This window comes from Xenorhabdus budapestensis (assembly GCF_002632465.1).
Lineage (GTDB): Bacteria > Pseudomonadota > Gammaproteobacteria > Enterobacterales > Enterobacteriaceae > Xenorhabdus > Xenorhabdus budapestensis.
Genome location: NZ_NIBS01000008.1, coordinates 39,375 through 54,220, shown reverse-complemented (window position 1 = coordinate 54,220; position 14,846 = coordinate 39,375). Strand labels below are relative to the sequence as shown.

Genomic DNA, 14,846 nt, shown 5'->3' with positions numbered 1-14,846 from the left:
AAAATAGTTAGGAATATATTTATCAGATTTTACTTAAAGAAGCGTTCAAATCATGTAACAGAATGCTAGTTAAGCGTTCATTTGTTCTTTGCCACTTTGTCAGTTCAACAAAGCTTATCTTATCACTTCCAAACAAGTTATATGTTTCATCCAGATATTTATCAATTAAGGTACTGAGGTTGTAGTTATCAGTATATTTAATTTTAAAACTCCAAACAAACACAGTAATGTGTTCGATAAATTCGTTTAGTCTTAAGCTTTTTTCAGAAGTAAGGTCGTTTATCCAATGATTATCAGTGCGATTCAACACTGAAAATGCTTCGGGAATTAAATTTTCACATAAGTACTTTAATTCAGCAATATCATGTCTTCTTGGTGAATATTCATCCATAATCACCCCCGTAAACAACGCACGGATTATTTGAGCTAAGGCTTATACATATCAATTATTATAGTCGTTCTTTTAGAATTAAGCCTATCAAAACATGATTATTATTTATTAATAATAAGACTCTATATTTTTTGCGTTCACCAACACGCTTTTTTAAAGGTGAGCAATTTACACTTAATTAAGGTCAAAAGCTAGCATGCTACAAAAAATATGGATGTAAACACATATGTCATCAAATATATTGGATTATACTAATATAGTAGATGTTATAGCAAGTAGGTACAAAAATCATTATATACCCTCCATCTTTCAAATTGCTACTTTTTTGCTGGTTATAGCGTTGGCTGCGTTCACTCACATATGTTATCTAAGCACAGTTACTGGGTATAGTTATCTATGCTTCTGGAGGCTTGTAAGTTGTTTGTTATCACGCTGCAACTTGAATTTGACTTGGGTATGGGTAATTGTATTGGAACTTTCAAAATCAATATAACGTCATTATTACATATATCATCATCAAGGGGGAACACTTTTTACCATTAAAGGTGTAATCAGAAGAAACAGGTGTCAAGTTACTAACTTATCTTCCATTTATTATAAAAAACGTAAAGATATCACATTTTAAATGTAGGCTATTTTTCATAAATATTTATTTTGACTGTGGTAAAGGTGATTTTCCATGTTGGATACATGAGAAGATGTTTTGTTGTTGATGTTATTGGCTTGATATAAAAGGCCACGGATGTGGCCTTTTAAGTTAATTACTGGATTTATTGAGGAGATGAAATGTATTTTATTCCCGTCATCTTTCAAGTTGCCGCTTTGTTGGCTGTGTTCACTCACCCCGATCACATAGTTATCTGTGTTACCGGGGATTAATGAGAGGCTCCTGCCTCTCACCGGAGGCCTGCCTTTGGATGGGCAAATTCGTTCCCTTGCCGTCGCGCTGCATCTTGAAATCTATAGGGTATAATCCTCATTTTTTTTGCTAAAACGGCGTCTAATTACAACAAAGAATACAGGGACGAAATAGATTGCCAACGATGTTGCAGCAATCATACCTCCCAGTACGCCAGTTCCTACGGCATTTTGAGCTCCAGAGCCAGCACCATTGCTCAAGACCAAAGGCATGACACCTAGCATAAAGGCTAAAGAAGTCATCAGAATCGGACGTAAACGCATTCTCGCGGCTTCCAAGGTTGCTTCTATTAGTCCTTTACCTTCCTTCTCTAGCAAATCTTTGGCGAATTCAACGATAAGGATGGCATTCTTTGCAGACAGACCGATTGTTGTTAGCAAACCTACTTTAAAGTAGATATCGTTGTCCAGGCCACGAATTAAAGTTGCCAGCAATGCACCAATAACCCCTAGTGGTACAACTAACATTACAGAGAATGGTATGGACCAACTTTCATACAGTGCTGCCAGACAGAGGAACACGACAATCAATGATAGAGCGTATAGTGCCGGTGCTTGGTTACCTGATAAGCGTTCCTGATAAGACATTCCCGTCCAGTCATAGCCAACACCCGGTGGCAACTGTGAAGCAAATTTTTCCATCAGGGCCATTGCATCACCGGTACTTTTTCCGCGGGCAGCTTCACCGACGATTTCCATTGATGGTAATCCATTATAGCGTTCCAGACGCGGAGGACCATAAATCCACGGTTCTTTGGAAGTATCTATGAACGCAGAGAATGGCACCATTTCACCGTAGTAGTTACGGACATACAGCTTGCCAATATCTTTTGGCAACATACGGAAAGCTGAATTGGCCTGAATATAAACCTTTTTGACCCGGCCACGGTCGATGAAATCATTGATATAAGCACCACCAAACATCGTACTTAATGTTGTGTTGATGTCATTGACGGAAACACCCAGTGCTTCTGCTTTCTCCTGATCAATATAGAAACGGTACTGAGGAGTATCATTTTGCCCATTTGGACGAACATTCGTGAGCATATCGGGATGTTGAGCGACCATGCCTAGTAATTGGTTACGTGCATTTGTCAGAGCTTCATGTCCAAGGTTCCCTCTATCAATTAGCTGGAAATCAAAACCGCTGGAGGAGCCTAATTCCACAATCGCCGGAATGTTAAATGCGAATACCATCCCTTCCTTGATTTGTGAAAAACGGATGTTAGCTCGGTCTAGGATTGCCTGGACTTTGTCTTTTGCAGCCTTACGTTCATCCCAATCTTTTAAGCTAACAAAGGCCAGCCCCATATTTTGTCCCATACCGGCAAAACCAAAGCCGTTTAAGGTAAATACAGATTGAACAACGTCTTTTTCATCGGTATAGAAGTAATCATTAACTTCATCCAATACTTTTTGTGTCTGCTCCTGAGTTGATCCGGAAGGTAACTGAACCATTGCCAGCAATACACCCTGATCTTCTTGTGGAAGGAAAGAAGAGGGTATACGCATGAATATCAGAGCCATACCTGCGATCAGTACAACATAAATCAGCAGATAACGTCCTGTGCCACGTAACATACGCCCCACACTATCGGTATAGTGGTGCGTACTTTTTTCGAACAAACGGTTAAACCAGCCAAAGAAACCGGTTTGAATGCCATGGCTGCCTTTGGTAACGGGCTTAAGCATGGTTGCACAGAGTGCTGGTGTCAGGATCAAGGCGACAAATACAGACAATATCATTGCTGAGACGATTGTCACCGAGAATTGACGGTAAATTGCACCGGTCGATCCACCAAAGAACGCCATTGGAACAAATACCGCAGAAAGTACCAGTGCGATACCGACCAGAGCACTTTGGATCTGTCCCATTGATTTTTTTGTGGCTTCTTTTGGTGAAAGCCCTTCTTCTTGCATGACGCGCTCAACGTTTTCTACCACGACGATGGCATCGTCTACAAGTAACCCGATGGCAAGTACCATGGCAAACATGGTTAACGTATTGATGGAGTAACCAAATGCGGCCAGTACTGAAAATGTACCCAGCAATACGATCGGAACCGCAATGGTTGGGATCAATGTTGCCCGGAAATTTTGCAGGAACAGATACATGACAACGAAGACCAGCAGGATAGCTTCTGCCAGTGTTTTCACCACTTCGAAAATAGAAATCTTAACGAAGGGAGTTGTGTCATACGGATATACAACGGTCAAACCATGCGGGAAAAATGGTTGCAGTTCAGCCAGTACTTTCTTGACAGCTTTAGACGTATCCAAGGCGTTGGCACCGGTTGCTAATTTGATACCGAGCCCTGACGAAGCTTTACCGTTGAATCGGGCGATGAAGCCATAGTTTTGAGCACCAAGCTCAACAGTAGCTACATCACTCAGACTGATTTTTGAACCATCAGGATTTACACGTATCAGGATCTTGCTGAATTGTTCGGGAGAACTTAGACGTGTCTGGGCAATGATGGAAACATTTAGGCGTTGCCCGGGAACAGGAGGTGTTCCCCCTAGCTGACCGGCTGCAACTTGGTTGTTCTGATCCTTGATGGCCTTCATGACATCTTGTACAGTCATTTTATAATTGACTAACTTGTCAGGATCGAGCCAGATACGCATGGCATACTGAGTACCAAGCAGCATTGCTTCACCCACACCAGTAACGCGGCTGAGTGAGTCTTTGACACTGGCTCCAACATAGTCGGAGATATCATCCTGAGTCATAGAATCATCTTCAGAAATGAAGCCCGCGACCATTAAAAATGAACTGGTTGTTTTATCAACGCTAACGCCTTGCTGTTGAACTTCCTGAGGTAACAAAGGCATTGCCAGTTGCAGTTTATTTTGTACCTGCACTTGTGCAATATCAGGGTCTGTGTTCGCTTCAAAGGTGAGTGTGATACTCACGCGACCGGCAGAGTCACTACTAGAAGACATGTACACTAAGTTATCGATCCCATTCATATTTTGCTCAATAACTTGAGTGACCGTATTCTGTACTGTTGTTGCGTCAGCGCCAGAATAACTTGCTGAGATAGAAATCGATGGCGGTGCAATAGAAGGATATTGCTCCACAGGTAATTTCATTATTGCCAACAGACCAGAAAGCATAGTGATAATCGCAATTACCCATGCAAAGATTGGTCGTTCTATAAAAAACTTAGGCATGAATCCCCAACTCCTTATTGAGATTTTTTGGCTGATTCAGTTTTAGTTGTTGTAGGCTTGGCATCCAAATCAACTTCTGTTGGCTGAACTGTTATTCCCGGCGCGATTTTCTGCAACCCTGTGACGATGACTCTGTCACCCGCTTTCAGGCCTTTGGTAACCAGCCATTTGTTGCCAACGGCCTGAGTGGCATTGATATAACGTAATTCCACTTTGTTATCTTTATCAATGACGAATGTCGTTGCTTGACCGCGAGGTGTTCTAGTCACCCCTTGTTGAGGAATTAAAATCGCATTTTTGCGTACTCCTTCTTCCAGTTTGGTACGGACAAACATACCGGGAAGTAGTTCTTCATTTGGATTCGGGAAAACAGCACGCATTGTTATGGAAGCCGTTGTTTCATCCACAGTAATGTCTGAAAACTCAAGGTGACCAGTCTGGCTATACATTTTCCCTGCATCAGTGATTAAGTGAATTTTGGGCTTACCGTTTTCTCGTTGAACTGTGCCTTTTGCGATCTCATTCTTAAGCCGCAGATAGTCATCGCTGGATTGCGTGATATCAACATAGATAGGATCAAGTTGTTGAACCGTTGTCAAAGCATTTGACTGCCCGCCAGAAACCAGTGCTCCTTCAGAGACGGTAGATTTACCTGCACGTCCTGAGATGGGAGAAGTGACTTTAGTATAAGCTAAGCTTATGCGGGCACTTTCCAATGCCGCTTTCAAAGATTGAACATCTGCCGCAGCCTGAGCATATTCAGAATTTGCTTTATCAAATTCTTGTTTACTAACATATTGTGTACCCAGCAATGACTTATAGCGTTCAACAGTTAAACGAGCGACGCTCTCGTTTGCTTCTGCTCTGGCCAGATTTGCTTTGGCCTTACTGTAATCTGCCTGATAGGTTGCTGAATCAATTTGATATAAAGATTCTCCGGCATGAACATCACTGCCTTCTTTGTAGTTACGTTTCAGAATGATGCCGCCGACTTGAGGGCGTACCTCAGCAACGCGATAAGCTGAAGTTCTGCCCGGTAATTCTGTGATCACTGTCAGAGGTTCAGTTTTCAGCGTTACGATACCGACTTCAGGAACCTGCTCGCCAGCAGCCCCTTGCTGAAAATCTTGACTGTCATTACATCCTGAGAGAATGAAGCTGCCTGAAAGTACCAGTAATGTGGCCAGAGGCACAACCCCTCTGATTTTTCGCATAAGTAAACCTCAATTTTTCAATGTAAACTCTCGAATTGATGAGTGCTAACGAGTGAAATTATTACTTCATTGATGAGCGATGCTATAGTACAAACATACATGAATGTATGTAAATCAGCCTCGGTTAAAAAACAAAGTTTATGGCATAAAAATGGCACGAAAAACTAAACAGCAAGCTAAAGAAACTCGTCAACAAATTATAGAAGCTGCGATAAAGGTTTTTTCTGAGCGTGGCGTTTCTGCTACGTCATTATCAGATATCGCAATTGCAGCCGGTGTAACACGCGGCGCAATTTATTGGCATTTTAAAAACAAAACTGATTTGCTTTTTGCTGCTTGTAAAATGCCCGAAAGCACAATAGATGCTTTTGAAAAAGAGTATCAAGCAAAATATCCCAATAATCCACTCCTTGTATTGAGATCTCTGTTGATTTTTCTGTTAAAAATGATGACGGGTAATTGCCAGAACCGTTTGTTAATGGAAATTTTTTTCCATAAATGTGAGTTTATTGGAGAAATGTCTTTATTGGCTGAGCAGATTCGGGAGGTATGTATTTCCGATTATCAAAAAATAGAAGATGTGTTGGTTGCTTGTATTCAATCGGGAGAGTTGCCTTATGATATCGATCCCAAACGTTCAGCTATTATGCTAAGAGCATTAATGACCGGGTTATTGGAGAATTGGTTATTTGCGCCGGACAGTTTTAATATTCAGGAGCAATCTGTATATCTGGTGGATAGTTTCATCGATACACTAAAATATAGCCATCACTTGCGTCGTATTGAAGAAAACAAATTTTGAATAACATGAGATAAATATGGATGGAATCAATTTTTATTATGACCAGTAGTTATGTGTTCAAAAGTAGATTCTTGACACTGGGCTGAAAAATAAACATAGCAGTGTTGCCCGCACTTCAGTGCTATCATTCCATTATCTGCAAACGATGAGTAGATGAATTCATGGTTCCATTTAACCACTATTTGAGTGTAGTACTCAATAAGGGGGTCTTGTGCAATAAAAGACCTGGGATACTGTATTTTCGCTTTTTAGGACTGTTGAGCCTATTTATTCTTCTGTCATGCTTTTTTCATCCAGCTATGGCTGCATTCAGCAGTGATGTTCCAACGCGTGATGATATCCAGAATCAACTTAAAGTGTTAACAGAGCGTAAAGAGCATACAGTTGAGGAGAAAACCTCAATAGCCGATTTAGAAAAAACGCTCTCTTTCTTTGATAAAATAGATCAGGTTAAGCTGGATTCTGAGCAACTTAAAAAAAATTTACAGGAATTGCCGCAGAAATCACAACAGCTCACCGCTGAATTAGCAAATCTGAAGAATAATTCTCAACAGAATGAGGATGAATATAAGCAAAATCTGGCTACTTTGTCCCTGAAACAACTTGAAACCAAACTGAACAATACACTGAACAGTCTGCAAAAAGCACAGGACAATCTCGCCAGTTATAATAGTCAACTGATTGGGTTACAAACGCAGCCAGAGCGAGCACAAAATTTGCTGTATCATAATGTACAACGGTTGCAGCAAATTCGTAATCAGCTTAATAACGCAATCACGGAACAGTCCGAGGCTCGTCATACCGAAATCGAATTATTATTGGTAGAGCAATCTTTCTTGATGCAACAAAAGGACTACCAGAAAGAGTCCTTGCGAGTGAACACCCAGTTGCAAACCCTTTTACAGCTTCAACGTGATTACACTTCTTTCCAAATTGAACAATTGGAACGGTATGTCCAGTTAATTCAGGATATTGTTAATGGAAGACACCTAATTGTTTCGGAAGAAACCGCCAAAGAGGTGCAGAATTCAGATGATACTAATCCCGATATTCAGTCTAATCCGCTGATCAGGGAAGAAATTGAGATAAATCGTGATTTTAGTGAGCGTTTAGTAGCGGCAACACGGGATAATAACCAACTTGTGCAGAAAAAAATTCAGGTAAAGAATTTTCTGGATAGAGCTATCCAATCTGAGCGTGGTTTGAAAGAACAAGTTAAGGTGTTACGTGGAAGCTTATTGTTATCACGCATTTTGTTTCAGGAGCAGCTCAAAGTACCCCGAAATGCTCTGACAAAGGATTTACCAACAAAAATTGCCGATTTGCGGTTAGAACAGTTTGAAATTGCTCAGCAACGTGATCAGCTTTACTTGGTTAATGACTATATCAATCAACTATTGAACCAACATGCCAGTGAGATAAAAGATGAGCCTCAAGAGGTAGTTGGGGAAATTCGTAATGCGATAGGGCAATTGCTTGAGATTCGTCGGGATTTATTGAACCAACTGAACAATCTGCTTGGTCAGCAGATTACACATGCCATTAATTTGCAGATGGATCAACAGGAGTTATTGGATGTGACTCAATCGCTGGAACAGACGCTCGTCCAGCAGATTTTCTGGGTTAATAGCAATAAGCCTATGAACTGGGCATGGTTGAAATCACTGCCAGCATTAGCTCATGAGGAGCTGACGCATTTTAATGTTCATTTTACGATCAGCGGGCTTATCACCGGGTTACAGAATTCCATTCACTTTGTTATTCCCCTTTTACTTGTAGGGTTTTTTTTACGTTGGCAGACAAAAAGTATTAATGTGCAACTGAAGAAAATTTCTGCTGAGGTAGGGCAATTACGCAGAGATAGTCAATTACATACTCCACTTGCCTTGATTCTAACGCTGATAAAGACACTGCCACTGGCTTTTATTATTCTGGCAATAGGTTACTGGTACTCGAAGTCAGGTGATGAGTTAGGGGAGTTGGTTTGGGGATTCTCCCGTCAAATGGCGTTATTCTGGATTGTCTATGGATGCAGTTACCAAATTCTGGATAAAGGTGGGATCGGAGAACAGCATTTCTCACTGAGCAGAGAAATGTGTTCACTATTTCGCAAGAATCTCGTGAGATTGTCACTCGCTTTATTGCCGCTTCTGTTCTGGGTAACTCTGGGTGTTAAACATCCACTTCGTTTATCTGATGATGTTATTGGTCAATGTACGGTACTGATTTGTCTGTTCTTTGTTTTTATTTTTATTTTTCCATTCTGTCGTCAGGTATGGCGTGAAAAAAGTTCGCATATGATCCAAACCATCGTGATAACGACATTGACTTTTGCACCGTTGGTTCTGATTGTGCTGACAGTATCCGGCTACTTCTATACGGCATTACGTTTATCTGAACGCTGGCTTTACAGTGTTTATCTGCTACTTCTCTGGCATATTTGCTATCAGTCCTGTCTGCGTGGATTAAGCCTTGCAGCGCGTAGTATTGCGTATCACCGGGCGATTGCCCGCCGTCAGGCTCAAGTAAAAGAAGGTGCAGAAGGTGAAGTGGTAGAAGAACCACCAATGGCGTTGGATCTTATTAACCAGCAATCATTACGTTTAACCACGATGGTGCTGTTTCTGATCTTTTTTATGGCCTTTTACTGGACTTGGTCTGACTTGGTGACGGTATTCTCTTACCTTGACGGAATTAATCTGTGGCAATACAGCACGACAACAGAGCTGGGAAATGTCCTGCAACATGTCACCTTGAAAGATTTGGCACTTTCCATAGCGATGCTGGTTATCTCATGGGTCATGATGAGAAACCTGCCGGGTTTGTTGGAAGTATTGGTACTATCCCGTTTACAGTTACAACAGGGTTCCTCTTATGCCATTAAGACAACGCTGACTTATTTTATCATCGGTGTTGGGGGGATTAGTGCACTGGCAACACTGGGTGTTTCATGGAATAAATTACAATGGCTGGCAGCAGCACTTTCGGTAGGGTTGGGATTTGGTTTACAGGAAATCTTTGCCAACTTCGTTTCAGGTTTGATTATTTTGTTTGAACGTCCTGTCCGTATTGGAGATACCGTTACTATAGGAACATATTCTGGTTCAGTCAGTAAAATCCGTATTCGTGCAACAACAATTACTGATTTTGATCGTAAAGAGGTCATTATTCCTAACCGGGCATTTGTTACAGAACGCCTGATTAACTGGACACTTTCTGACACAATCACCCGAATTATCATTAAGGTGGGTGTTGCATATGGTTCTGATCTCGATAAGGTGAAAGAAGTTATGTTACAGGCGGCGAAAAGTAATCCCCGCGTAATGAACGAACCAGAACCACAGGTTTATTTTATGAGTTTCGGGGCCAGCACACTGGATCATGAATTAAGGTTATATGTGCGGGAATTAGGTGATCGCAGCCGCACGGTAGATGAAGTTAACCGCAGTATAGATAAATTGTGCCGGGAAAATGATATCAATATTGCGTTCAATCAGCTGGAAGTCTATTTGCATAATGGACAGGGAAATAGTCTGCAAGAGATTCAAAAGACTATGATGCGAAATCCCGTACCTCAACCCTCCGTGAGCAGTGGCCGACGTCATTCAGATGAACCTCCAGCCTCTGACGACAAGCCGCTCTTACCTTAAGGAATGACTTTAAAGAACATGCCTGATGATTGTTTATCAGGCATTTTTCTCAGTTTGTTGAGACTCTTGTTTTAGCTTCCCTTGGAAATCATGTTTGACGATCTCTAGTGCAGCTAATGCGATTTCAGGGGAAATTTCATTGCATTCGAGTAGATAAATAAGATCTACTGCAAGTTTAACTTCAGCTGGTGCATTTTCGAGAGTCATAACGGTTATTCCTCTAATTAATCTGAATATTCCTGTTTTTCTATCACTTTTTCTATACGCATTAATGCCTGACGGCAACGGGCAAGCCTTCCTGCCAGAGCGGCGATTTCTTTTTGCAGTTTATATTTATTTGCCAATACAACTTGTTGATCTAGTTGTAACTCACGATCATCAATCATTGCTATTAAACGGCGTTGATAATCTTGATGTTCGGCTAATCGTTGGTAAAGATCTCGTTCTTGTGACTGTTGATCAAACTTATCTTCTTGCCTGCGGAGTGATTGGGTGGAAAATTCTCTTTTCAGAGCCTCAATTTGCATTACTAAACGTTCAGAGAGAAATTTGACCTGTACAGTACGATTATCTCTAACACAATGTTTTAACTGGGCCATATTCTGGTTAATTTCCTGCATATATCCACTGAGTCTATTGCTGTGGTGATGAAATAAAGCCTGATCAAAGCGAGCAATTGAAAATGGAGTATCGGGCAGGGAAGTTAACTCGGTTGCCAGCATACTGATTTGTTTTTCAAGCACATCTAATAAATTTTGTATACCCATCAGTATCCCGTTATAGTCAATAATCTTCTTGTTAAATTCTATGCTATCCGATCATCAAAGTTATGTTTAATGATGATGCAGGATGTCATAGAGGATAAGTTTGATACATATCAACAAATATAAGCAGCAACGTGCTTTGTTGTTGCTTTTTTCCGGTAGTTTTCATAGATTTTAGCGTTTTCATTTTTTTAACTGGCTGGCATTAATTATGACCGCTAACGCACAAAAACTGCAATTTATTAAAGATAGTATTGAAACAATACCTGATTATCCCAAAGCAGGCATACTTTTCCGTGATATTACTACGCTATTGGATAATCCCGTTGCGTACCAAGCGACGATTGATTTACTGGTCGCACATTTTGAGGGAAAAGGTATCACCAAAATTGTCGGTACTGAAGCGCGTGGTTTCTTGTTTGGAGCACCTGTAGCACTGCGTTTGGGAGTGGGGTTTGTTCCTGTCCGTAAAAAAGGCAAATTACCCAGAGAGATATTAAGTGAAACTTATGATCTGGAATACGGCACTGATACATTAGAAATTCATAAAGACAGTATCAAAGCCGAAGATAAAGTTCTCGTTATTGATGACCTGCTTGCAACTGGTGGAACAATCGAAGCGACAGTTCGCTTAATCCGTCGCCTTGGTGGAAAGGTTTCTGAAGCCGCCTTTATCATTGGCTTACCTGATTTGGGTGGTACAGAGCGTTTGAAAAATCAGGGTGTTGACAGCTACATTCTCGTCGAATTTCCTGGTCACTGATTGTTCTGATTTTTGTATAATTGATACTTCAGCCTCGCCGTCCATGGTGAGGCTGTGCTAGCATGATAGACAGTCGTGTTCAATTTCCTCGGTATTCATGAGCTATCAGGTACTTGCCCGTAAGTGGCGCCCACAAATTTTTTCTGATGTGATTGGTCAGCAACATGTGTTGACTGCATTGGCTAATGGTCTTGAACACCAGCGCCTCCATCATGCTTATCTTTTTTCCGGCACTCGTGGTGTGGGAAAAACAACTATTGCGCGTCTGTTGGCAAAGGGGCTGAATTGTGAAACAGGTATCACAAAAACCCCCTGCGGACAGTGTACAAACTGCCTTGAAATTGAGCAGGGACGATTTGTTGATCTGATAGAAATTGACGCTGCTTCGCGAACAAAAGTGGAAGATACCCGCGAATTGCTGGATAACGTGCAGTATGCACCTGCCAGAGGGCGTTTCAAAGTTTATCTTATTGACGAAGTACACATGCTGTCACGTCATAGTTTCAATGCCTTACTCAAAACATTGGAAGAACCGCCAGAACATGTGAAATTTCTGTTGGCAACGACTGATCCGCAGAAATTGCCGATAACTATTCTTTCACGTTGTCTGCAATTTCATTTGAAAGCACTGGATGTTAATCAAATCAGTGGTCAATTGGAGCATGTACTTAAGGCCGAACAAATAGAGAGCGAAGCTCGGGCCCGTCAGCTATTGGCTCGTGCAGCGGATGGCAGTATGCGTGATGCATTAAGTCTGGCCGATCAGGCCATTGCTCTCGGTGGAGGGGGAAAACTGACAGCAGAGATTGTCAGCCAGATGTTGGGCACGCTGGATGATGAACAGCCTCTGGAAATGATAGAAGCGTTAGTTCGTGCTGATGGGCAGAAGCTTATGGCTCTGGTTGATCAGGTTGCAGCACGTGGTATGGATTGGGAAAATCTCTTGGTCGAGATGTTATCGTTGTTACATCGCATTGCCATGATCCAATTGTTGCCTCAACAACCAGACATAGAATCGTCTTCAACAGAAGGGCGTTTGCGATGGCTGGCGAAATCAATTTCACCTAGCGATTTACAACTTTATTACCAGGCTTTATTGGTTGGTCGTAAAGATCTCCCCTATGCGCCGGAGCGCAGAATGGGGGTTGAAATGGCATTATTGCGTGCTTTGGCGTTTCATCCCAAAACAATTATTGAAGAAACGCCGGAACCCCATAATGTAGAAATGCCTGCTGCATCGGTTATTGCCGCATCAACACCTGCACAACAGCGTTTTATAGCTCAATCCAAACCTAATAATTCCGAGCCAAATAATCCTGTACCTGACAATGTTGTACCTGACAGTATTGTCAGCAAAAAATCTACTGAACAAAAAACGCCCCAAACATCAGAGGCAGAATCGGTAGCTGACAGTCCGACAGCAAAATTACTGCAAGCGAGGAATCTGCTTTCTCGCCAAGGAAACGCTCCTCCAAAAAAGGTTGAGCCGGCAGCGTCTGTGAAGACGAAGCCGGCAAGTTTGGCACTGGAGCGATTGGTTACGGTGGCTGAACAGCGGCCGCAATCTTTTATTCCCGAGGCACGGGAATCTAAACCTGTAAAACAAGAGGCTTATCGCTGGCGTGCTAAAAATATTGAAGAAAAACCAGTTGCTACAACACCAAAAGCGATCAAATCAGCGCTTGAATATGAAAAGACACCAGAATTGCTGGAAAAGTTGGCTGTTGAATCTAAGCAAAGAGATCCATGGGCCGCTGAAATTGATAACTTGAATATTCCAAAACTGGTTCAACAGGTGGCATTGAATGCATTTAAAGAGCAGGTTAACGAAAGTCAGTTCTGCCTTCATTTGCGTTCAAAACAACGTCATCTTAATTCAGCATCGGTACAGAGATCTTTATCCGAAGCATTGAGTGAATTACATGGTAAACCTATTGAACTCAGTATCATTGAAGATGATAATCCAGCGGTAAAAACGCCGTTGGAGTGGCGACAAGCCATTTATGAAGAAAAATTGGCACAAGCTCGCCAATCCATTATTTCGGATAGAACGATTCAAACACTTCAGCAGTTATTCGATGCAGAATTGGATGAAGAAAGTATCCGGCCTGTTTAACCTCGCAGTGTGTATTTATACTGTGTCTAAAGCAAAGAGAGAGAATTATGTTTGGTAAAGGTGGTTTGGGCAATTTGATGAAACAGGCCCAGCAGATGCAAGAAAAAATGCAGCAGATGCAGGAAGAGATTGCAAATCTGGAAGTGACTGGTGAATCTGGTGCAGGTTTGGTGAAAGTTACCATTAATGGTGCACATAACTGCCGCCGTATCGAAATCGATCCAAGCCTGATGGACGATGATAAGGATATGCTGGAAGATTTGATTGCTGCGGCATTCAATGATGCAGCTCGCCGTATTGAAGAAACTCAAAAAGAAAAAATGGCCAGTGTTTCCAGTGGTATGCAATTGCCACCTGGCTTTAAGATGCCTTTCTGATGCAAACCAGCCCTCTTCTTGAATCCTTGATGGAAGCACTGCGTTGCCTGCCGGGTGTAGGCCCTAAATCGGCACAACGAATGGCGTTTCATCTTTTACAACGGGATCGCAGTGGCGGTATGCGGCTTGCGCAAGCATTGACGCGCGCCATGTCTGAAATTGGTCATTGTCAGGACTGCCGGACATTTACAGAGCAGGAACAGTGCACAATTTGTGCCAATCCCCGTCGCCAGCAAAATGGTCAAATCTGCGTGGTGGAAAGCCCAGCGGACATCCACGCAATTGAACAGACCGGTCAATTTGCGGGGCGTTATTTTGTCCTTATGGGGCATTTATCGCCGTTGGATGGTATTGGTCCAATGGATATTGGGTTGGAGCGCTTGGAAGAGCGTTTGTCTTCTGAAACCCTGTCAGAAATTATTCTGGCGACCAACCCGACTGTCGAAGGAGAGGCAACAGCAAACTATATTGCGGAAATGTGCTCACAATATGGTGTGACTGCCAGTCGTATTGCTCATGGTGTTCCCGTTGGAGGGGAACTCGAAATGGTGGATGGAACAACACTATCCCATTCTCTTGCTGGCCGGCAGAAAATTACTGACTTGTGATTGTTCTCCCATTATTTTTTAATGGGAAATTCCAATGGATGGTGTTGCGGAGAGCCCCATCATCCA

Annotated in this window: 11 protein-coding genes; 6 read left to right on the top strand and 5 right to left on the bottom strand. The window is 42.1% G+C overall.

From position 1 onward, the window contains the following. Positions 1 to 22 precede the first annotated feature (22 nt). From tomB to Xbud_RS09340, 3 genes are all read right to left on the bottom strand, one after another. Entirely contained in the window at positions 23 to 391 is a 369-nt protein-coding gene (tomB, locus tag Xbud_RS09350) for an Hha toxicity modulator TomB (RefSeq protein ID WP_099135813.1), read from the bottom strand. 960 nt (positions 392 to 1,351) lie between these two features. Continuing rightward, entirely contained in the window at positions 1,352 to 4,486 is a 3,135-nt protein-coding gene (locus Xbud_RS09345; protein ID WP_099135812.1) for an efflux RND transporter permease subunit, read from the bottom strand. 14 nt (positions 4,487 to 4,500) lie between these two features. Further along, positions 4,501 to 5,700 (bottom strand): efflux RND transporter periplasmic adaptor subunit, encoded by a 1,200-nt coding sequence (locus Xbud_RS09340; RefSeq protein WP_099135811.1) that lies wholly within the window; start codon positions 5,698 to 5,700, stop codon positions 4,501 to 4,503. 151 nt (positions 5,701 to 5,851) lie between these two features. Here Xbud_RS09340 and acrR point away from each other — a divergent pair, with 151 nt between their 5' ends. Beyond that, positions 5,852 to 6,502 carry a multidrug efflux transporter transcriptional repressor AcrR gene (gene acrR, locus Xbud_RS09335; RefSeq protein WP_145956621.1) on the top strand — a complete coding sequence of 217 codons (651 nt, stop codon included), beginning with the start codon at positions 5,852 to 5,854 and terminating at the stop codon, positions 6,500 to 6,502. Between the two features lie 161 nt (positions 6,503 to 6,663). Further along, a complete protein-coding gene (mscK, locus tag Xbud_RS09330) occupies positions 6,664 to 10,152 on the top strand; it encodes a mechanosensitive channel MscK (protein ID WP_099135809.1) in 3,489 nt (1,162 codons plus the stop codon). Between the two features lie 36 nt (positions 10,153 to 10,188). Here mscK and rsmS read toward each other — a convergent pair whose 3' ends face one another. Together rsmS and priC are read right to left on the bottom strand one after the other, a co-directional pair. Beyond that, the gene (gene rsmS, locus Xbud_RS09325; protein WP_099135808.1) at positions 10,189 to 10,359 is read right to left on the bottom strand and encodes a pleiotropic regulatory protein RsmS; all 171 of its coding nucleotides are present in this window, start codon (positions 10,357 to 10,359) and stop codon (positions 10,189 to 10,191) included. A 17-nt stretch (positions 10,360 to 10,376) separates the two neighbouring features. After that, the gene (gene priC, locus Xbud_RS09320) at positions 10,377 to 10,919 is read right to left on the bottom strand and encodes a primosomal replication protein PriC (RefSeq protein ID WP_099135807.1); all 543 of its coding nucleotides are present in this window, start codon (positions 10,917 to 10,919) and stop codon (positions 10,377 to 10,379) included. A gap of 208 nt (positions 10,920 to 11,127) precedes the next feature. Here priC and apt point away from each other — a divergent pair, with 208 nt between their 5' ends. The 4 genes from apt (at position 11,128) to recR (ending at position 14,780) form a co-directional block, all read left to right on the top strand. Continuing rightward, complete coding sequence (apt, locus tag Xbud_RS09315; RefSeq protein ID WP_099135806.1) at positions 11,128 to 11,679, top strand: adenine phosphoribosyltransferase; 552 nt, start codon at positions 11,128 to 11,130, stop codon at positions 11,677 to 11,679. A 97-nt stretch (positions 11,680 to 11,776) separates the two neighbouring features. Continuing rightward, positions 11,777 to 13,795 carry a DNA polymerase III subunit gamma/tau gene (dnaX, locus tag Xbud_RS09310; RefSeq protein WP_099135805.1) on the top strand — a complete coding sequence of 673 codons (2,019 nt, stop codon included), beginning with the start codon at positions 11,777 to 11,779 and terminating at the stop codon, positions 13,793 to 13,795. 47 nt (positions 13,796 to 13,842) lie between these two features. Then, on the top strand, positions 13,843 to 14,172 hold the full coding sequence (locus Xbud_RS09305; RefSeq protein WP_099135804.1) for a YbaB/EbfC family nucleoid-associated protein: 330 nt from the start codon (positions 13,843 to 13,845) through the stop codon (positions 14,170 to 14,172). After that, entirely contained in the window at positions 14,172 to 14,780 is a 609-nt protein-coding gene (gene recR / locus Xbud_RS09300; RefSeq protein ID WP_099135803.1) for a recombination mediator RecR, read from the top strand. Before Xbud_RS09305 ends, recR begins: the two co-directional genes overlap by 1 nt. Positions 14,781 to 14,846 lie beyond the last annotated feature (66 nt).

Bases quoted from the DNA above. Each gene is read 5' to 3' on its own strand.
- rsmS (WP_099135808.1), bottom strand. From the start codon at position 10,359: ATGACTCTCGAAAATGCACCAGCTGAAGTTAAACTTGCAGTAGATCTT.
- Xbud_RS09345 (WP_099135812.1), bottom strand. From the start codon at position 4,486: ATGCCTAAGTTTTTTATAGAACGACCAATCTTTGCATGGGTAATTGCG.
- acrR (WP_145956621.1), top strand. From the start codon at position 5,852: ATGGCACGAAAAACTAAACAGCAAGCTAAAGAAACTCGTCAACAAATT.
- apt (WP_099135806.1), top strand. From the start codon at position 11,128: ATGACCGCTAACGCACAAAAACTGCAATTTATTAAAGATAGTATTGAA.
- tomB (WP_099135813.1), bottom strand. From the start codon at position 391: ATGGATGAATATTCACCAAGAAGACATGATATTGCTGAATTAAAGTAC.
- Xbud_RS09340 (WP_099135811.1), bottom strand. From the start codon at position 5,700: ATGCGAAAAATCAGAGGGGTTGTGCCTCTGGCCACATTACTGGTACTT.
- recR (WP_099135803.1), top strand. From the start codon at position 14,172: ATGCAAACCAGCCCTCTTCTTGAATCCTTGATGGAAGCACTGCGTTGC.
- priC (WP_099135807.1), bottom strand. From the start codon at position 10,919: ATGGGTATACAAAATTTATTAGATGTGCTTGAAAAACAAATCAGTATG.
- dnaX (WP_099135805.1), top strand. From the start codon at position 11,777: ATGAGCTATCAGGTACTTGCCCGTAAGTGGCGCCCACAAATTTTTTCT.
- mscK (WP_099135809.1), top strand. From the start codon at position 6,664: ATGGTTCCATTTAACCACTATTTGAGTGTAGTACTCAATAAGGGGGTC.
- Xbud_RS09305 (WP_099135804.1), top strand. From the start codon at position 13,843: ATGTTTGGTAAAGGTGGTTTGGGCAATTTGATGAAACAGGCCCAGCAG.